The 18341-nt window shown below is 68.4% G+C and carries 17 protein-coding genes; 6 read left to right on the top strand and 11 right to left on the bottom strand.

Annotated features, from left to right (window positions below; all coding sequences use genetic code 11):
• Nucleotides 1–321: 321 nt before the first annotated feature.
• Together AB0L60_RS24130 and AB0L60_RS24125 are read right to left on the bottom strand one after the other, a co-directional pair.
• A complete protein-coding gene (locus AB0L60_RS24130) occupies nt 322–780 on the bottom strand; it encodes a Rieske (2Fe-2S) protein (RefSeq protein WP_364617682.1) in 459 nt (152 codons plus the stop codon).
• 131 nt (nt 781–911) lie between these two features.
• Entirely contained in the window at nt 912–1469 is a 558-nt protein-coding gene (locus AB0L60_RS24125; protein WP_364617680.1) for a sigma-70 family RNA polymerase sigma factor, read from the bottom strand.
• Nucleotides 1470–1653: 184 nt separating this feature from the next.
• On the opposite strand from AB0L60_RS24125, the gene AB0L60_RS24120 reads away from it, so the two are divergent.
• Nucleotides 1654–2034 (top strand): hypothetical protein, encoded by a 381-nt coding sequence (locus AB0L60_RS24120; RefSeq protein ID WP_364617678.1) that lies wholly within the window; start codon nt 1654–1656, stop codon nt 2032–2034.
• Nucleotides 2035–2296: 262 nt separating this feature from the next.
• On the opposite strand, the gene AB0L60_RS24115 is transcribed toward AB0L60_RS24120, so the two are convergent.
• The 4 genes from AB0L60_RS24115 to AB0L60_RS24100 all read right to left on the bottom strand — a co-directional run bounded on the left by AB0L60_RS24115 (nt 2297) and on the right by AB0L60_RS24100 (nt 6572).
• Nucleotides 2297–3670 (bottom strand): phosphatidylglycerol lysyltransferase domain-containing protein, encoded by a 1374-nt coding sequence (locus AB0L60_RS24115; protein WP_364617676.1) that lies wholly within the window; start codon nt 3668–3670, stop codon nt 2297–2299.
• 112 nt (nt 3671–3782) lie between these two features.
• Nucleotides 3783–4745, bottom strand: a complete 963-nt coding sequence (locus tag AB0L60_RS24110; RefSeq protein WP_364617674.1) for a DUF5996 family protein — start codon at nt 4743–4745, stop codon at nt 3783–3785.
• A gap of 28 nt (nt 4746–4773) precedes the next feature.
• Entirely contained in the window at nt 4774–5430 is a 657-nt protein-coding gene (locus tag AB0L60_RS24105) for an FMN reductase (protein ID WP_364617672.1), read from the bottom strand.
• Between the two features lie 8 nt (nt 5431–5438).
• On the bottom strand, nt 5439–6572 hold the full coding sequence (locus AB0L60_RS24100) for an LLM class flavin-dependent oxidoreductase (protein WP_364617670.1): 1134 nt from the start codon (nt 6570–6572) through the stop codon (nt 5439–5441).
• Nucleotides 6573–6878: 306 nt separating this feature from the next.
• On the opposite strand from AB0L60_RS24100, the gene AB0L60_RS24095 reads away from it, so the two are divergent.
• The 5 genes from AB0L60_RS24095 to AB0L60_RS24075 all read left to right on the top strand — a co-directional run bounded on the left by AB0L60_RS24095 (nt 6879) and on the right by AB0L60_RS24075 (nt 13098).
• On the top strand, nt 6879–7241 hold the full coding sequence (locus AB0L60_RS24095; RefSeq protein ID WP_364617668.1) for a hypothetical protein: 363 nt from the start codon (nt 6879–6881) through the stop codon (nt 7239–7241).
• Nucleotides 7242–7371: 130 nt separating this feature from the next.
• Nucleotides 7372–10707, top strand: a complete 3336-nt coding sequence (locus AB0L60_RS24090) for a BTAD domain-containing putative transcriptional regulator (protein WP_364617666.1) — start codon at nt 7372–7374, stop codon at nt 10705–10707.
• Between the two features lie 63 nt (nt 10708–10770).
• Nucleotides 10771–11151: a nuclear transport factor 2 family protein gene (locus tag AB0L60_RS24085; protein WP_364617664.1), complete on the top strand. Its 381-nt coding sequence runs from the start codon at nt 10771–10773 to the stop codon at nt 11149–11151.
• 2 nt (nt 11152–11153) lie between these two features.
• A complete protein-coding gene (locus AB0L60_RS24080) occupies nt 11154–11885 on the top strand; it encodes an MMPL family transporter (RefSeq protein WP_364617662.1) in 732 nt (243 codons plus the stop codon).
• A gap of 148 nt (nt 11886–12033) precedes the next feature.
• On the top strand, nt 12034–13098 hold the full coding sequence (locus tag AB0L60_RS24075; RefSeq protein WP_364617660.1) for an AraC family transcriptional regulator ligand-binding domain-containing protein: 1065 nt from the start codon (nt 12034–12036) through the stop codon (nt 13096–13098).
• Here the strand turns inward: AB0L60_RS24075 and AB0L60_RS24070 are convergent.
• From AB0L60_RS24070 to AB0L60_RS24050, 5 genes are all read right to left on the bottom strand, one after another.
• Nucleotides 13025–13756 carry a DUF998 domain-containing protein gene (locus AB0L60_RS24070; protein WP_364617658.1) on the bottom strand — a complete coding sequence of 244 codons (732 nt, stop codon included), beginning with the start codon at nt 13754–13756 and terminating at the stop codon, nt 13025–13027. The genes AB0L60_RS24075 and AB0L60_RS24070 overlap by 74 nt on opposite strands.
• 2 nt (nt 13757–13758) lie before the next feature.
• The gene (locus AB0L60_RS24065) at nt 13759–14511 is read right to left on the bottom strand and encodes an SDR family oxidoreductase (protein WP_364617656.1); all 753 of its coding nucleotides are present in this window, start codon (nt 14509–14511) and stop codon (nt 13759–13761) included.
• A gap of 293 nt (nt 14512–14804) precedes the next feature.
• Nucleotides 14805–15917, bottom strand: a complete 1113-nt coding sequence (locus AB0L60_RS24060) for a zinc-binding dehydrogenase (protein ID WP_364617654.1) — start codon at nt 15915–15917, stop codon at nt 14805–14807.
• The gene (locus tag AB0L60_RS24055) at nt 15917–17041 is read right to left on the bottom strand and encodes an acyl-CoA dehydrogenase family protein (protein WP_364617652.1); all 1125 of its coding nucleotides are present in this window, start codon (nt 17039–17041) and stop codon (nt 15917–15919) included. Before AB0L60_RS24055 ends, AB0L60_RS24060 begins: the two co-directional genes overlap by 1 nt.
• A 9-nt stretch (nt 17042–17050) precedes the next feature.
• Nucleotides 17051–18217 (bottom strand): acyl-CoA dehydrogenase family protein, encoded by a 1167-nt coding sequence (locus AB0L60_RS24050; protein ID WP_364617649.1) that lies wholly within the window; start codon nt 18215–18217, stop codon nt 17051–17053.
• Nucleotides 18218–18341: the final 124 nt, after the last annotated feature.

Genomic DNA, 18341 nt, shown 5'->3' with positions numbered 1-18341 from the left:
TAACACCAGACCCAGCTGTTCACTCTGGCAACACCAGTTACTTTCTGGCAAGCTTCGTGATGGAACCGTTACCAGTGGTCAGACGTCCGAAAATCACCATCCTGGGCGCAACCGGCCGCAATGGGCAAAAGACCACTGCGCCCACTATCCCGCATTTCGCAGCCCCCACCCGGGCGACGCGCCCGGACGAATCCGCCCCCGCAGCTCCAGGCGTGCGGGGGCGGTCAGGTCGGTGTGGAGAGCGGGTAACGCAACACGCCCCGAGCCGAGCTCGGGGCGGCTCGACACTCTCCCGGGCGTCGAGCTCGGTGTCGGGTGGGATCAGGCCGAGACGATCTGATCCCCGTCGACGCGGATGGCCCTGGGGTCCAGCGCGCGCGGCGCGGGCCCGCCGGCGACCGTGCCGTCCAGGTTGAATGTGCTGCCGTGGCACGGACACTTGATCAGGCCGCCCTCGACGGCATTCACCTTGCAGCCCAGGTGGGTACAGGTGGACGAGAACCCGTCGAAGGTGCCGGCGACGGGCTGGGTGATCACGGTGTCACCGCTGATGATGCCGCCGCCGACCGGAACGTCGCTGGTATTGGCCAGGACATTGCCCTGTTTCTTGGCGGCGGCCGGATCGTTCTTGGCGGGGGCCGGATTGGGTGCGGCCGCGGCCGATTTGTCGGAGGTGCTGCATCCGGCCACGGTGAGCGCGGTCGCGGCGACCGCGGTGGTGGCCAGGGCGGTCCGGCGGTCCATGCGGAACCCGCCGGGGGCCGGGGTGGTGTCGGTCATCGGTAACTCCTCGCTCAGGGCCGAGCCGATGTGGATCGACCGCTGCTTGTTCGACGTGTGGAGGGGTCTGTGGGTTCACCTGTCCGCGACATGACTGCGGCCGCCGGGAAACTACCTCCTCCGGCGTCGGGTCACGCGCTGATCGGCAATCGGCGCAGCGAGCGCAGGGCGTAGTGCACCCGTGTCTTCACGGTGCCGACCGGTATGCCCAGGTCGGCGGCCACATCCTGGTAGGCGCGATCCCGCAGGATCACCTGCACGATGGCGTCGCGCTGCGGCGGCGGCAGCTGGTCCAGCAGGTCGGCGACCAGCAGCCCGTCGGTCAGCGCCTCGGTGAAGTCGGGGCGAGCGCAGCGGTTCTCGGCCTGCTCCCCGATCTGGTCCCAGCTGGTGTCGCCGGGGCGGGCGGCCCGGAAGCGGGCGGTATCGATGAGCACATTGCGTTCGATGGTGAGCAGCCAGGTGCGCACGCTGCCCCGATCCGGGTCGTAGCTGGCGCAGGCGCGCCACGCCCGCAGCAGGGTCTCCTGCACGGCGTGTTCGGCGAGGCCCGGGTCGCCGAGACGGCTTATGGCCCGCCAGTGCAGCAGGCCGCGGTCGGTGGCCAGGACGGCCGCCAGGCCTGCGTCGGTGCACAGCCGGGCGCAGTGGTCGGCGCAGCCGGTGCTGACCGGGCGAAGACTTCCCATGTTTGAATATCGTCGCGGGAGCCGAAAGGGCATCGCTCGAGTTTGTGAATTCTCCGAAACCAACCGAATTCCCGAAAACAGACCGGAATTTCTGATAGACCCTCCCCCGGGAGATGCGGGGATCTCTCCCGACACCGCACGCCGGGAACCGTGCGGTGCAGTGAGTTGCTCAGGGAGGCACACCGTGCGTGCAGGCGCGCTCGTGGTCGCGGGAGCATTCGCTTCCGCGCTGACAATGGCCGCAACCGGAATCGCGGCCGCCGAACCGGCCACCGATATCACGGTGGACGGGACGTATCTGGTCAATGTGGACATCAAGCCGGGCACGTATATCGGCGACGGGACGCCGGATCCGGGCGCCGGCGCGTGCTTCTGGCGGCGGCTGTGGAAAGTCCAGCAGCCGGGCGACTACCCGGACCCGAACTACTACATCATCACCAGCGACTTCACCCGGACGAAGCCGATCACGGTGGAGATCAAGGCGACCGATGTGGGGTTCTCGACCGAGAACTGCGGGGCCTGGCATCTGCAGCCCGCGCGGCCCAGTACGGGCTCGTTCGGGTGACCACGGTTCGGCAGGGGTTCCGGGGGCTTGCCCGCGACCCCTTCCGAGCGCATCCCACCAGGCGGAAGATTCTCATCACCGGCGCCAGCTCCGGATCGGGCGCGGGCATGGCCCGCGAATTCGCGCGTCGGGGACGGGATCTGGCGCTGTGCGCGATGCCACCTGTGTGGTGGTCCCCGGCGATCATCTCGCGGCCGTCGCCAACCCCGCATTCTCCGCCGCCCTGGTCGACTTTCTGCGGTGAGAAGCGCCCGAGAGTTGGCTAGTACTGCCTGCGGTGGGGGACGAACTCCAGGGTGAGCAGTGCCAGCGCCGCGATCAGGACCTCGCGCCAGCGGATCAGGACGTAGCGCTGGTCGCCGAAGGCATTGAACTTGCGCAGGAACCGGTACAGCGATTCCAGCCGGATGAGCGGATCGCCCAGCCGCACCGCGAGATACACCGTCTGCATGGTCCGCGACCGGTGCTTGTCGGCGAAGATCTCCGGAAACGCCGCGAAGGCCAGCGAGATTCGCTTGATCCCGTGTTCGTGCGCGTACTCCACCAGGTCCACGATCATGCGCTCGTCGAGACCGTTGGGTGCGTCGCGCCGCCGCCACGGCACGTCCAGGCTGAGGTCCTGGCCGTTGCCGGAGGCGCCGTAGCGCTGGAATCCCACCACCTGGCCGTCGGCGTCGCGGGCGATCACCACCAGCATGCCGGGGTGCCGGCCGTCGAGCAGGTGGTCGAGGATCATGGAGAAGCCGCGGGTCTGCCGCCCGCTCCCCCACTCGTCGACGATGGCCAGCAACGTCTCGCGCTGGGGTTCGGTGAGTGCGACCTCGGGGAGGATCTCGGTGGTGACGCCGAAGTTCTTGGTGCGGCTCACCGCCTGCCGCAGGTTGCGGTACTTGCGGCCGACCATGTCGAAGCGGTCGACGTCGACGATCACGTCCCGGCCGACGGCGATGGCACGCAGCCCGCGGTGGTCCACCGCCCGCCGCTGCCAGATCTCGGTGACCTCCGGGCTGGCGCCCAGGACCGCGATGCGCCAGCCGTGGCTGCCCGCGAAGAGCGAGAATTCGGTGAGCAATTCGGGGAACCGGCCGGGGTCGCCGATCGGATCGCCGGAGACGACCGCGATGCCGAGCCGGGCCCGGTAGGCGATGGCGGCGGAGCCGTTCTCGTTGAAGAAGTAGGTCTTGGACGAGTGCAGCGCGAAGGGAGCCAGCGGATCCCCCTGGCTGCGCCGGACCAGTTCGGCCACCCGGGGCAGCTGCTCGGGCTGCGGTTTACTGCCCTGCGGCAGCACCAGGATGGCGCCGCTGGCGGCGAGGAAGACGAAGCCGACCACCGGGTGGTCGGTGCGATAGCTGAAGTTCGAGACCACCAGGGTCAATGCCGCGTAGGTGAGGTGCGGCAGGGTGATGGGCCGGCGCAGGTACAGCCCGCGGGCCACGAACAGCCCGGCGAAGGACACCGCCACGAACCAGCCGTGGTCATTGCCCTCGCGGGAGGCCCGCTCGGCTGCCCAGACCAGGATCACGCTGCCCAGGACCAGCGCGCCCATCAGGCCGACACGGGTACTGGGCCCGGCGGTGAAGGTGGTTTCCCGATACGCGGTCAACGTCGGATTCGGTATGCGTTGCTCACGCATCTGGACCCCTTTTCTCCACATGCGAAAGTCTCACGGGCCCTCTCCCCATGGTGAGTCCTCCGCATCTCCCTCTCCAACACACTATGTCGGAGAGACGATTCGAGGCACCGAGTTATTCCGGCCAACCCAGCCGTGGCGAGGTGAGCACGGGGTCGGTGATGCCATTGTCGCAGGCCAGACCGACCGCGTCCCAGCCCGCGAGACTCGATCCGGCCTCGTATTGGGATTGGAAGAAGTCCAGGACGGTGCCGACCGGGTCGGCGCTGGTACGGACGTCGTCGTAGGGCAGGTAGGCGTTGTGGCCGGAGCCGGAGACCACCCAGTGGGCCTCGGCCGGTCGGAGCGGCCGATCGCTGAGTCCGGCGGGCTCGGGCGCGGTGTAGGAGTAGAAGGTCGGGGCGGGGGTCTTGTCGTCGCCGAACCAGAATCCGGCGCTGATCACCTCCCGGGAATACGCCTCGCGAGTGACCGGATCCACACTGTCGGGCATCGGGATCTTGCGGTCGGAGAAGCGCTGCACGGACAGGTCGAAGGTGTGCCAGAACAGCTGGACCGGGCTGATTTTGCCGGAGTAGGTGGCGCTGAATTCTTCCAGGATGCGCCCGACCTGGCTGTGTACGTGGAACGCGTGCCGGGCGGCGGCCGGGTCGTAGGTGCGGTGTTCTTCATCCTCGCCGAAGGGCCGGCCGTGGTCGGGCAGGTCGAAGGGGGTGGGGTGGGCCAGGACCACCTCGACGCCGAGGTTGCGCAGCGCGTTCATGGCCTCGACGTAGAAGCTCGCCACCGACTGGCCCGCGAGCGGGATCTCCTCCTCCGTGCCGCGGTCGTTGCAGATCCGCAGCACGTGGTCGAAGAAGTCGAAGGAGCAGGTGAAGACCGGGCCCTCGGTGGCGGTGCCGAGCGGGACGGTGGTCCAGCCGCGGGCGGTCAGCCGGTAGGTCAGGTGCCACCAGTGGTTGCGTCTGATGCCCTTGGCCAGCGCCACCTTTCCGATGACCTGGGCGTAGCGGTGCAGGAGTTCCTTGGTGGGCCGCCACGAGTCGAGCGGGATGGCGGGCAGTATTTCCTCGGCCATTCGCTCATGCTACCCAGCGACCGGTCAGCTACCGCCCGTCTCCGGCGTGCCCGGCCAGCAGCTCGCTGAACGGGCGCACCGCGCCGACCCCATTGCCCGAGCTGTGACGGTGGACCGGCTCGTCCTGCAGAAAGCCCTGGACGCCTGTGGGTTCGGCGACCATGAGCTGGGCCAGTTCGGTGGCCGCGCGGTGGATGCGCTCGGCCAGTCCGGTGGAGCCGAAGTCCTCGGTGGCGGCGAAGACGCCGGTCGGTACCACCACGGACCGCAGGTAGGTGAACAGCGGACGCATGGCGTGATCGAGCACCAGCGAATGCCGGCCGGTGCCCGCGGTGGCGGCGATCAGGACCGGCATGCCATTGAGCGCATCGGTGTCGAGGACGTCGATGAACATCTTGAACAGGCCGCTGTAGCTGGCCGTGAACACCGGTGTCACCGCGATGATGCCGTCGGCGTCGGAAACCTGCTGCCGGGCCGCGGCCACCGCGGGCGTGGGCAGCCCGCCGGTGGTCATGGTGGTGGCGAGATCGCTTGCCAGTTCGCGCAGTTCGATGACCTCGACCTCGAGGCTCTCCCCGCGCCCGCCCACCGCCGCGGTGACCGCGGCGGTGAGCTGGTCGGCGAGCAGCCGGGTGGAGGAGGGCTGTGAGAGCCCGGCGGTCAGCACTACGAGTTTGCGACTCATGCTCGTCCTCAGTTCTTTTCGGCGAGCACGCGCTCGCGGGCGGGTTCGACCAGGTGGTGCGGGGCGTCCGGCCCGGCGGCGACCAGCGACGCGTGGGTGGGCGGATCGCTGGGCACTCCGGCGGGGCGGCGCGCCTCGAATTCCTTGCGCAGCACCGGGACGACCTCCTTGCCGAGGATCTCGAGCTGGTCGAGGACCATGTCCAGCGGGAGGCCGGCGTGGTCCATGAGGAACAGCTGCCGCTGGTAGTCGCCGATATTGTCGGCGAAGCCCAGGGTGCGCTCGATGACCTGTTCGGGGGTGCCGACGGTGAGCGGGGTCAGTTCGGTGAAGTCCTCCATCGACGGGCCGTGCCCGTACACGGGCGCATTGTCGAAGTAGGGGCGGAAGATCCGCTTGGCCTCGGCCTCGGTCTCGGCCATGAAGACCTGGCCGCCGAGTCCGACGATGGCCTGTTCGGCGGCGCCGTGCCCGTAGTGCTCGAAGCGCCGGCGGTACAGGTTCACCATCTGCCGGGTGTGCTGCTGGTCCCAGAATATGTTGTTGTGGAAGAAGCCGTCACCGTAATAGGCGGCCTGCTCGGCGATTTCGGGCGAGCGGATGGAGCCGTGCCACACGAACGGCGGGGTGCCGTCGAGCGGGGCTGGGGTGGCGGTGAAGCCCTGCAGCGGGGTGCGGAACTTGCCTTCCCAGTCGACCCGCTGTTCGCGCCACAGCCGGCGCAGCAGGTGGTAGTTCTCCACCGCGAGCGGGATGCCGTCGCGAATGTCCTTGCCGAACCACGGGTAGACGGGTCCGGTGTTGCCGCGGCCCATCATGACGTCCACCCGGCCGCCGGCCAGGTGCTGCAGCATGGCGAAGTCCTCGGCGATCTTCACCGGGTCGTTGGTGGTGATGAGGGTGGTGGAGGTGGACAGCACGAGCTTCTCGGTCTGTGCCGCGACGTAGCCGAGCATGGTGGTCGGCGAGGACGGCACGAACGGCGGGTTGTGGTGCTCGCCGGTGGCGAAGACGTCGAGGCCGACCTCTTCCGCCTTGAGGGCGATGCGGACCATGGCCTGGATGCGCTCGGCCTCGGTCGGGGTACGGCCGGTGGTGGGGTCCATCGTCACGTCACCGACGCTGAAAATTCCGAACTGCACGGGTCCTCCTCGGGTCGCTGCCATTTTTGGTGGATATGGCAACCACTTGAACATAGGGGGTGGCGGGGGTATTCCGGGGCGTGAGTGCGGGGTGATTCGCGCCACTACCGCACCCGCGGAGCAACCGGAGCCACAACGCCGGAATTCCGCCGACACCTGGCCGATTCGGCCAACCAGAGACTGCGGAGTACCCGCAAACAACCTGTGGGTACAGCGAAAGACTCAGTAGTGCAAGATCTTTCGACGTATCCTGAACATTCCCCGCGCAACGCCGGAGATCTCGAGCATGGACAGGGGGTAGATCCAATGGCGGACAACACCGTCGGTACGGCATACGCCGTTGTCGTCACCGCGGTCGCCGATCCGATGCAGGTGGAGGGCCTGGAATGGGATCGTGCGGTGGAATACCTGCCCAGTATCGATTCCCGCACCATGCAGAAGTGGGTGCGTTCCCAGGAGGACGGCCCCGATCCCCGTCGCGGCGTGGTCATTCCGGGCCCGCAGCGCCGGGTCGGGCACCGACATCCCTATCGCGAGGTCTGCGTCCCCTCGGCCGAATACCAGCTCTTCAGCGCGGCGGTCCGCACCAACCGCCGCCGCGCCCTGGCCACCACCTGCGCCGAGGACGAGGCTCGCCAGCGAGCCCGGCTGGTGTCCACGGCGCACTGACCCGTCCTCTGTATCTACTGACCGTGTATATCCACTGACCGTCGCGGTATATCCACTGCCCGTCGCGCCGGGCCGCTCGGGGGGTCGAGCGGAACCCGGAGACGGGTTCGCGGCGTGTCAGACTCGCGGTGTGCGCATCGCGATTCTGGGTTCGCTGGAAGTAGTGGCCGGTGACCGCCAAGTACCGGTCGCCGGAACGCGATTGCGCGGACTGCTGATTCGGCTGGCTCTGGACCCCGGGCGCCCGGTGAGCGTGGGCGCCCTGGTCGAGGCGGTGTGGCCCGAGCGGATTCCCGCACGCCCCGAACACGCCCTGCACGAACTGGTTTCCCGTCTCCGGCGCGCCCTGCCTGACGAGGTGAGGATCCGGTCGAGCGCGGGTGGCTATTGCCTCGAGATATCGACGCTGTCCGTGGACGCTCACTGCTTCGAGCGGCTGGTGCGCGGGGGTCTGGTGAACGGGGAACGCGGTGATCACGAGCGCTCGATCGCCCTACTGCGCGAGGGACTCGCACTGTGGCGCGGCCCCGCGCTGGCGGATGTCGCGGACCTGCCCTTCGCCGCGGCGGCGGCCACCAGGCTGGAGGAGCTCCGCGTCAGCGCGACGGAATCGGTGATCGCGGCCGAACTGGCCGTACGCCCGGGCAATTCACTCCTGATCGCCGAGCTGGAGGAACTACTCGCGGCCCGCCCACTGCGGGAGCGCCTGCGACTGCTACACATTCGCGGCCTGCACGACGCGGGCCGCACCGCCGACGCCCTGACCGCCTTCGATGACTACCGCACCCGGCTGGCCACCGAACTCGGTACCGACCCCGGCCCCGATCTGGCCGAGCTACACCTCCGACTGCTGCGCGGCGAACTCCCCCGCGCCCAACCCCCGATCGATGATGCCGCACATGCGGCGTCGGTGACCACGCGACCGGATTCGGGGCCGGGCCCGGGGAGCGAGACGCCGGGACGGGGGCGGGCCGGGCGGCTGCGGGTGCCGTTGACGAGCTTTGTGGGGCGGGAGCGGGAGCTGGCCGAGGTGGGGGCGCGGCTGGGGCGGGCGCGGCTGGTGACGTTGGTGGGGCCGGGCGGGGCGGGGAAGACCCGGTTGGCGATGGCCGTTGCCGCGGAGTTGGGTGGGCGGTTTCCGGGTGGGGTGGGGGTGGCGGAACTGGCTGCGGTGAGCGATGTCTCGGATGTGCCGCAGGCGCTGGCGACGAGCCTTGGGGTGGTGATATCACTCGGGTACGAAGCATCGGGGGTGGATCCGCTGTGGCTGCTGGCGGACGCGTTGCCGACCGCGCCGACGCTGCTGGTGATCGACAATTGTGAGCATCTCGTCGACGGCGTGGCGGACCTCGCCGAGCAGCTACTCGGCCTCGTACCCGAGCTGCGGATTCTCGCGACGAGCCGACAATCTCTGGGGATCACCGGGGAAACACTGTGGGAGACCGCGCCTTTGGCGGTGCCGTCGCCGAACTCTCCGAACGCCGCGAGTTATCCGGCGGTGCGGCTGTTCCTCGATCGGGCCACGGCGGTCCGCCCCGACCTTCCGGTGTCCGGCCTGGAGCTGCAGACGGTCGCGGAGATCTGCCGTCAGCTCGATGGTCTGCCGTTGGCGCTGGAGCTGGCCGCCGCGAAGGTGCGCGTCATGCCGCTGGCGACGCTGCACGCGCGGCTGGCCGACAGGTTCACCGTACTGGCGGGCGGCAATCGCACCGCGCTCCCTCGGCATCGCACGCTGCGGGCCGTATTGGATTGGGACTGGGAACTTCTCAGCGAGGCCGAGCGCACGGCGTTCGCGCGCCTGGCGGTTTTCGCCGCGCCGTTCACGCAGACCGCGCCCGAGTCGCTCGGCGTCACCGCCGCCGAGCTCGAGGCCCTGCTCGACCGGTCCCTGGTACAGCTGTTGGAGCCGATCGCCGATCCGTCGAATCCCAGTGCGCCGCAGCCGCGCTATCGGATGCTCGAAACGGTCCGCGAGTACGGGCTCGCACAGCTCACGGACCGGGGCGAACTCGACTCCACCCGGGCGGCACACGCGGCCTACTACCTGGCGCTGGCGGAGCGGGCGCAGCCACGGCTCCGCGGCCGCGATCAGCTCCCTTGGCTGCGCCTGCTCGATGCCGAGCACGAGAATCTGCTCGCGGCCCTCCGCTTCTCGCACGAGTCCGGCGACGCGCACACCGCGGCGGGACTGGGCTCCGCACTCGGCATGTACTGGGCTCTGCACGGAGCGCACGCGGATGCGGTCCGCATGCTCCGTCCGGTGCTGCACCTGCCCGCCGTCCGGCCCCATCCGCCGCTCGCGGCCGCGTTCGCCCTGCACTCCATGCTGGCCGCCCAGGCGGCCGAACTGAACGCGGTCACCGACCACATCCGCCGCTGGACCGGCACCGGCCACTTCGGCATGTCCCCTGCACTCGAAAATCCTATGGGCCATCGGGATTTCACCAATGGATCCGCGGTGTTCGAATTCGACGAGCCGGGCGGGGATGGGGCTGTCGAATTGGCATGTGCACTAGTGGAATTGGCGGCGGAGCGGATCGAGGCGGGTCTCGCACTGGCAAGACCGTGGCTGGGGCATCCGGATGCGTGGACGCGGGGGATGTTCTGGCTGGTGCGATCCTTCTTGAACGCCAATGCATCCGGGGTGGCCCGGCTGGATGAGGATTTACGGGCCGCGGCTGCGTGTTTCGAGGAGGCCGGGGAGCGGTGGGGGCAATCGACGGCCCTGACGTATCTGGCGTTCGCGCTTGCCACGCTCGGGGATCTGGGTGGAGCGGCCGATGCGATGGCGGCTGCCCTGGTGGCGGCCGAAGAGCTGGGCAGCACTGTCGCACTGCGCATCTGGCTGGTCATGATTCGCCTGCACTCCGGTGAGGTCGAGGCGGCGCGCACGGATCTGAATGCGGTGCTCGCCGAATCGCTCTCGGCCCGGGACACGGTGATGGCGAGGTTCCTGGCCGCGGACCTCGCGCGTATCGATGGAGATCTGCCCGGGTCGGCGCGGCAGTTGCGGATCGTGGAGTCCGATCTGAATCGGGCCATGACCGAGGATCGGTCGTATCGAGCCATGTTCGGGCTGCGCATGGGCTTCTTGCGAGCGGCCGAGGGCCAGGTGGGTGCGGCGGCAGCGCACTGCGCCGACGCCTGGGCGAATGCGCTGGCGATCCGGGACATGCCCATGGCCGCCGAAGTGAGTGTCGGGGTGGCGTGGACCTGCCTGGCGGCCGGACTGGCCGCGGCGGCGGCCGAGTCGCTGGGAGCCGGGCACGCCCTGCGCGGTGCGCCCGATGCCCGGTATCCCGACATCGTGGCGCTCCGAACGAAATTGGACGCAGCGCTCGGAGCCGAGGCGACGGCCGTCTACGAGCGCGGCCGGGCGCTCCCCCGCGCCCAGGCCGTTGCCGTGATCGAAACATGCTTGTCCGCGGCGCGCGAACACCGCGGTCTTCCTGTTCCGGGTGAGTAGCGTGGACGCCCGTATGAGTGGGATATGAGCTCGATGTGAGAGTGGCCCCGCACTGTGGGCCGCATGCGAAACGAATCCGATCTGCACGAGTACCTCACCACCTATCCACAGGAGATGGCGTTCGGCGCCGACGATCCCGCGGTCCTGGTCGACCGCTGGTTCGCACCCGATATCGACTACCGCAACGACGGCTTCCACCTGAACCGCCACGCCCTGGTCGCGCACGCCCGCCCCGCGCGCAAGAATGCCGAGTCGGTACGGGTGGAAGTGCACCGCGCCCTGCTGTCGGGTGACGCCATCGCCGCCCACTACACGCTGTACGCCACCCTGCGCACCACCGGCCCGACCGCCACCGAGATCTGCATGGTGGGCAGGCTGGCTGCCGACGGCCGGATCGTGAAGGTCGACCAGCTCACCCGTGCCGTGCCGGTGGAGGGCGAGTAGTCGTGGGGAAACGACTGCGCCGAATGGTGTGGGCCGCCATCACCTTCTGGGTGGTGGCTATCGTCGCGACCGGTGGACTGGCCGGCAAGCTGGGTTCGGCGGAGAAGAACGACGCCACCACCTGGCTGCCGAAAAGCGCCGAGTCGACGCAGAACTCCTCCCACCACGACCGTAATCTTGTTGTGCCGCTGGTTCTCTCGGTCGTTTTCCTGATCACGGCCATTCTGCTGCGATCGCTCGTGGCACCGGCGATGATTCTGTCGACCGTCGTGCTGTCTCTCGCGGCGGCGCTGGGCGTCAGCGCCGTGGCCTTCGACAAGCTCTTCGGCTTCCACGGCGCGGATGCGGCATTCCCCCTGTGGACCTTCGTGTTCCTGGTCAGCCTGGGCATCGATTACTCGATCTTCCTGATGGCCCGGATCCGCGAGGAGAGCACCCGCCACGACACCACCACCGCCACGGTGATCGCCGCCCGCACCACCAGCGGCACGATCACCGCCGCGGGCGTCGTCCTCGCCGGCACTTTCGCCGCACTGCTCACTCTTCCTCTGGTTTTCGCGGCGCAGATCGGCTTCGCCGTAGCCTTCGGCGTCCTGCTGGACACCTTCGTGGTGCGCACGATCCTGGTCCCCGCCCTGGCGATGGATCTGGGCGACCGCCTCTGGTGGCCACGACACCGGGCGAATACACCGAATTCCGGTCGAGAACTCGTCTCACCGGGCAGCCCAGAATAGGATGGGAGAGGTGGCGACACGACGGCGGCTCGTGCACGAACGGAAGTTCTTCGTCGACGAACACAACAGCGAGCTGTACGAGCGCGAATTCTCCCTCTGCGAACACTGATTCGGCCGAAACTCACCATGGCGCAGAATCGAGATGGTGATGGATATCGCGAATCCCGCGCTCGAGCGGACCGTCTCGGGGCACGTGGTGCGCATTGTGCTGGACACAGCCGTCAGGTCCGGCATCGACGAGGTGGAGGCCACGCGAATCGGGAGCGTCGATCGGAAGTTGCTGGCCGATGACCGGATTCGCATTCCCTCGGAGAGCCAGTATCGACTGTGGGCGCTGATGGAGCACGTCGTCGGCAACGAGGCGGGCGTGCGGGCCGCGGATATGGCCGATCGCGGGCGGTTGCATATCTGGGACTATCTGTTCAGCAGTGCTCCGACACTGGCCGAAGGATTTCACGACGCATCCCGGTTCAGCGTCGTGATCTGCGATCCGGCGGCCCAGTTGGAGGTCACCGACAACGGGTCCGCGCTCACGGTCGGGTACCGCGGCACCACCTATGGCGAGACCCGCGGCATCATCAACGAGTTCGCCGTGACCGTGGCCGTGCGGCGCGCCCGCGATGCCTTCGGCGACGCGGCGGTGCCCGTGCGAGTCGACTTCGCGCACCCTGCGCCCCGGCATCATCGGTATCTCGAAGATGCCTTGGGCACCACAGTGATTCATTTCGGCCAACCGGCAGACCTGATCCACTATCGGATCACTGGAAATCGGACCGAGGCGCGGCCGTATGATTCCGAACTGCGCCGGATCCTGCACACCGCCGCCCAGCATGCCATCGACGCGGCGCGTCCGATTCCCGGATGGATCGAATCCTTCCGCGCGGCACTTCATTCGGAGGTAGCGCAGAGCACCGGGCCGACGGACAGCTCACCGAAACGGGGCCCGCGGATCGCCGCCGTGGCCGAGCGGCTGCGGGTCAGTGACCGCACCCTGCAGCGGCGGTTGTCCGAGGCGGGTACCTCCTGGAGCGAGGAGCTGGCCGCGGTGCGCTGTGAGCAGGCCACCCGACTGCTGCGTCACACCACGCTCACCGTGCAGGCCATCGCGCTGCGCGTCGGCTACAGCGATGCTCGCGCGCTCAGCCGCGCCTTCGACGGTTGGACCGGCCTGTCTCCGGATGCCTACCGCCGCGCCGACCGCCTTCGGGGGTGAGCAACAGGACGCATCCGACCTGCCCGCCCCACACGGTGAGCGTGTCGAATGCGATGCGTTCCGATACGCCCGCACCGAGACCGAAATGGTTTCTCGCGAACAGGAACACACCGCCGATCACCGAGATCGCCACGGCCAGCGCGGTGCCGACGGCCAGGCCGCGCCGCCTGCGCGCCACCTCTGGCGTGATCAGCACCATGCCCGCCAACTGCGCGAACCACTGTGCCAATGCGATGGTGTCGTGTGCCTGCGGCCGAATATCCCAGGGCGCCAGCCCGATTCCCGTGATCCCGAGACCGGAGACGGCCACCAGCGCGCACCCGGCCCGGAATCGACGACCGGTCCACATCCGCGCCCAGCCCAATGCCCCGGCGAAGGTCAGCAGGCCGGTCGACACGAACATCACGTTCTGTACCGCGTGATCGGGCGAGCACACCCATCGCGAGGCCCCATCGCGATCGGTGTATTCGCCACACCGGGTGATGCCCAGATCGCTGATGTAGTCGCCCGACATGCTGTATCCCGCCGGCCACGCGTGGGCCACCACCAGCGAGACGGGAAAGTACGACAGCGTGAGCAACCAGCAGGCCGCGGTGGCCCATGGCAGCCAGGTGCGATTCGACCGCACCCGGCCGGTGTCCACGGTTGAGGTGGGCACGCTCAGAACATCGCGCCGTTGGCCCGGATCGTCTGTCCGGAGACCCAACCTGCCTCGGCGCTGACCAGCCACCCGACCAACGGTGCGGTGTCGCTGGGGAGACCGAGACGCCCGTGCGGATTGTGCAGTGCCGCGGCCGCGATGGATTCGGGCGTCTCCGCGCCGCGGAAGAAGTCGTCGTCGACCGGACCGGGCGCGACGGCATTGACCGTGATACCGCGCTCACCCAACTCCTTGGCCGCGGCGACCACCATCCGCTCGACGGCCGCCTTCGACCCCGAATACAGCCCGTAGGTGCCGGTCATGATCGAGGTGAGGGTGGTGGACAACACGACGTAGCGACCATTGTCGGCAATGTGCCGGGCCGTGGCGCGCAGCGTATTGAACGCGGTCCGGGTATTGCGCACGATCAGCTGATCGAAGTCGTCGTCGGTGGTGTCCGCGATCGGCTTCTTGATGACCCGGCCCGGCACGTGCACGACGATATCCAGCTTGCCCTGGCGCGCAACGATATCCGAGAAAAGTGCGTCGACCTCGGCGGCCGAGGTCGCGTCGGAGCGGACCGCTTCCACTGTCACGCCGAATGTCTCGAGCGTCGCGAGCGTCGCCTTGGCGGCCTGCTCGTCCCCCTGATAGGTGACGATCGTGGTGGCACCGCGCCCAGCGATGTTCTTGGCGAATTCCGCACCCTGATTCCGGGTGCCGCCGATGATCAGAGCGACCTTGCCCTCGAGGTCCCGGACAACTTGCGACATCAGTCGAATCCCTTTTCTCTCTTCGGTTTCGAACCTCTGCCATTCTGTCGAGAACCCCACGCCAGGCCCAGGACCGATCGCGTCACCCAGGTAACCGACTACGCCAAGCGGACCGCTGTCGGCTCGTCCCCACAACGGCTGATGGCTATCTGATTGCCCACAGCGCCGCGTACACGCCGCCGCAGAACATCGATCCCCACCCGGACTGGCCCATGGATCAGGAGGCAAGACCCGGCGAGAGGTTGGCTCGCCGGGTCTTCGCTGTCTTTCACTGCGGTGCAGCCACTCTCGCTTCAGGAATGGTCGAACACGATGATCTGGCGGACCGCTGCGCCATCGGCCAGAAGATCCAACGCTTCATTGATCTCCTCCAGCCCGATTCGAGAGGTGATCAATTTCTCGACCGGCAGCCGCCCTTCCCGCCACATCTGTTCGTAGCGCGGAATATCCCGGGCCGGCACCGCGGAACCCAGGTAGCTGCCGACGATGGTGCGGGCCTCGGCGGTGATGCTCAGCGGCGGCAGGGTCACCGTCGAATCGGGCCCGGGCAGCCCGACCGTGATGGTCATGCCGCCGGGTTCGGTTGCCGTATAGGCGGTTTCGAATGCGGCCGGATGCCCGGCGCACTCCACCACGTACCGCGCCCGGATCCCCTGGTCGGCGATCTGCTCCGGCGTGTACGTCTCGGTGGCCCCGAGCTCCTTCGCCATGGCGAGTTTTTCCGCCAGCCGATCCACCGCGATGACGCGTTCCACGCCAATGGCTTTCGCGGTCAGCAGGGCGGCCATCCCGACGCCGCCGAGCCCGACCACCATGAGGCTGTCCTGCGGACGCGGATCGGCCACGTTCAGTACCGCCCCGCCGCCGGTCAGCACCGCGCACCCGAACAGTGCCGCGATCTCCGGCGGCACCGAGTTGCCGACCGGCACCAGGGAGGCCCGGTCCACCACGGCGTGTGTGGCGAAGCCGGAGACGCCCAGGTGGTGCCGCACCCGGTCGCCGCCGCGCGACAGGTGCCCGGCATGGTGCAGCAGTTCACCGGCGGTATTGGCGCGGGTGCCCGCGGTGCAGGGCAGCTGCCCGTCCCGTGCGCACGCGTCGCACTCTTCGCAGCGCGGCAGGAAGGACATGACCACTCGCTGTCCGATGAGCAGATCGGCGACCCGCTCGCCGACCGCCAGCACGGTGCCCGCGGCCTCGTGGCCGAGCAGCATGGGCAGCGGGCGGGGCCGATTGCCGTCCACCACACTCAGATCCGAGTGGCACAGCCCGGCCGCTTCGATGGCGACCAGCACCTCGGTGGGTCCGGGATCGCCGAGTTCGAGCCGGCACACGCTGATCGGCCGCGACTGCGCGTAGGGCCGCGCCCGTCCGATCTCCTCCAGGACCGCGCCGCGAATGTGCATCAGATTTCGACCATCTGGTAATCCGCCACGTACCCGCCGAGGTAGCGCAGGTGGTCGGTGGAGTCACCGAGGGTGTGCTCGATGGCGGTGAGCCGCGCGGTGTAGTGGCCGACGGGGTATTCGTCGGTCATGCCGATGCCGCCGTGCATCTGGATGGCCTCCTGCCCGATGTGCCGGGCGGAGCGCCCGATCCGCAGTTTGGCGCGGGAGGCGACGACCGGATCGACGATGCCGTCGGCCAGCGACATGGACGCGTACATGCTCATGCCGCGGGCCAGTTCCAGCGACACGTACATGTCGGCGGCGCGCTGGGTCAGGGTCTGGAAGGTGCGCAGCGGCACCCCGAACTGCTTGCGCGTCTTCAGGTATTCCGCGGTGAGCCGCAGGGACTCCTCCATCGCGCCGATGGCCTCGGCGCACAGAGCCGCCTGCGCCCCGGCCAGGGCGGCCTGGATGGCGGCGGCGGCATCGACCGGCTCGCCGAGCGGTTCGGCCACCGCGCCGTCGAATGCGATGTCCGCGCCGCGCAGCCCGTCGTGGGTGGCATAGGCGGTGCGCCGCACGCCCGGATCGGCGGGATCGACGAGGAACAGCCCGATGCCGTCGTCGAGTGCCGCGCTCACGACGAGCAGATCGGCGCAATCACCGTGGGAGACCGGGTGTTTGCGGCCGGTGATGCGCCAGCCGTCGGGCTGCCGTACCGCCTGGGTGGCGGTGTCGGTGGCGGGCCAGCGCAGCCCCGGTTCGCCGTGCGCGAAGGCGAGCTTGAGCTCCCCCTCGGCGATGCGCGGCAGCAGGTCCTTGCGCTGTGCGTCGGCGCCGACGGCGGAGACGAGCCCGCCCGGCAGCAGTGCGCAGTCCAGCACGGGTTCGGGGGCCAGGGCGCGGCCGATCTCGGTCATGACCAGCATGGCCTCGATGGGCCCGGCGCCCATGCCGCCGTCCTCCTCGGCGAAGGTCAGTCCGAGCAGGCCGATTTCGGCGAAGGTGGCCCAGATATCGGTATCCCAGCCGAGTTCGGTGCCGACGATGTCGTTGCGGCGCTCGGGGGTGTAGCCACGGGACAGCACGTCACGCACGGTGTCGCGCAGCATGTCCTGTTCGGGGGTGAGATCGAAATCCATGGTGCTGCCTCACAGTCCGAGGATCGTCGAGGCGATGATGCCGCGCTGCACCTCGTTGGATCCTCCGTAGATCGATGTCTTGCGGTAGTTCAGATAGGTGGCGGTGCTGCGGCGGGCCCAGTCCGGGTCCGACTCATCCTCGCGCGCAACGGAATCCGGTCCGGCGATGTCGACCAGCAGTTCGGTGACGGCCTGCTGGAGCTCGGTGCCGCGCAGCTTGAGAATCGAGGAGACCGGGTTGGGCTTGCCGTCGGCCGAGCCCGCGGCCACCCGCAGCTGCACCAGTTCCAGTGCCAGCAGCTCGTTTTCGAGCTCGGCGAGGCGGGTCGCGAAAAGCTGATCCTCGAGCAGGGTCTTCTCGCCCAGGCGCGTCTGCTTGGCGTGTTCCTTGGCCAGCCACAGCTTCACCTTGGTCTGACCGACCGCGGCGATGCCGGTGCGCTCGTTGCCGAGCAGGAACTTGGCGTAGGTCCAGCCCTGGTTCTCCTCGCCGACAAGCTGATTCGCGGGCACCCGGACGTTCTCCAGGAACACCTCGTTGACCTCGTGGCCGCCGTCGATGAGCTTGATCGGCCGTACGGTCACGCCGGGGGTGTCGAGCGGGAACAGCAGCATGGAGATGCCGGCCTGCTTCTTGGGCGCGTCCGGATTGGTGCGCGCCAGGCAGAACATCCAGTCGGCGGACTGGGCGGCGGTGGTCCAGGTCTTCTGGCCGTTGATCACGTAGCTGTCGCCGTCGCGGACCGCGACGGTGCGCAGCGAGGCCAGGTCCGAGCCCGCCTCGGGCTCGGAAAAGCCCTGGCACCACCAGATGTCGAGATTGGCGGTGGGCTGCAGGAAGCGCTCCTTGAGCTCCTGGGAGCCGAAGTGCGCGATGACCGGGCCGATCATGTTGGCATTGAAGGTGAGCGGTTCGGGCACCGAGGCCAGCTGCATCTCGTCGTGCCAGATATGGCGCTGGATGGGGGTCCAGTCCTTGCCGCCCCATTCCACCGGCCAGTTCGGGGTGGCCAGCCCGTGCGCGTTGAGGATGCGCTGGGTGGTGACGATGTCGTCCTTGCTCAGTTCCTGCCCGTGCCGCTGCCGGTTGCGGATGTCGGCCGGGATCTCGCTCCGATAGAACGCGCGCAGCTCGTCGCGGAAGGCGAGCTCGTCGTCGGTGAGCGCTAGTTGCATGCGTTGACCTCCAGGTTCATGGCTACCCACGCCATCACCGGATATGATACACAGAGACACCATTGTCTCAAATAGGGTCGTATACTCGAACGGCCGCGCACACCACCGACATCCAAGGGAGCCA

It is taken from the genome of Nocardia sp. NPDC051981 (genome assembly GCF_040680715.1).
Classification (GTDB): Bacteria; Actinomycetota; Actinomycetes; order Mycobacteriales; family Mycobacteriaceae; genus Nocardia.
This window is presented reverse-complemented; position numbering and strand designations above follow the sequence as displayed.

Excerpts from the sequence above, each read along its gene's own strand:
- AB0L60_RS24130 (WP_364617682.1), bottom strand. The coding sequence starts at position 780 with ATGACCGACACCACCCCGGCCCCCGGCGGGTTCCGCATGGACCGCCGG.
- AB0L60_RS24085 (WP_364617664.1), top strand. The coding sequence starts at position 10,771 with ATGCGAAACGAATCCGATCTGCACGAGTACCTCACCACCTATCCACAG.
- AB0L60_RS24105 (WP_364617672.1), bottom strand. The coding sequence starts at position 5,430 with ATGAGTCGCAAACTCGTAGTGCTGACCGCCGGGCTCTCACAGCCCTCC.
- AB0L60_RS24115 (WP_364617676.1), bottom strand. The coding sequence starts at position 3,670 with ATGCGTGAGCAACGCATACCGAATCCGACGTTGACCGCGTATCGGGAA.
- AB0L60_RS24060 (WP_364617654.1), bottom strand. The coding sequence starts at position 15,917 with ATGCACATTCGCGGCGCGGTCCTGGAGGAGATCGGACGGGCGCGGCCC.
- AB0L60_RS24050 (WP_364617649.1), bottom strand. The coding sequence starts at position 18,217 with ATGCAACTAGCGCTCACCGACGACGAGCTCGCCTTCCGCGACGAGCTG.
- AB0L60_RS24075 (WP_364617660.1), top strand. The coding sequence starts at position 12,034 with ATGGATATCGCGAATCCCGCGCTCGAGCGGACCGTCTCGGGGCACGTG.
- AB0L60_RS24065 (WP_364617656.1), bottom strand. The coding sequence starts at position 14,511 with ATGTCGCAAGTTGTCCGGGACCTCGAGGGCAAGGTCGCTCTGATCATC.
- AB0L60_RS24095 (WP_364617668.1), top strand. The coding sequence starts at position 6,879 with ATGGCGGACAACACCGTCGGTACGGCATACGCCGTTGTCGTCACCGCG.
- AB0L60_RS24125 (WP_364617680.1), bottom strand. The coding sequence starts at position 1,469 with ATGGGAAGTCTTCGCCCGGTCAGCACCGGCTGCGCCGACCACTGCGCC.
- AB0L60_RS24110 (WP_364617674.1), bottom strand. The coding sequence starts at position 4,745 with ATGGCCGAGGAAATACTGCCCGCCATCCCGCTCGACTCGTGGCGGCCC.
- AB0L60_RS24055 (WP_364617652.1), bottom strand. The coding sequence starts at position 17,041 with ATGGATTTCGATCTCACCCCCGAACAGGACATGCTGCGCGACACCGTG.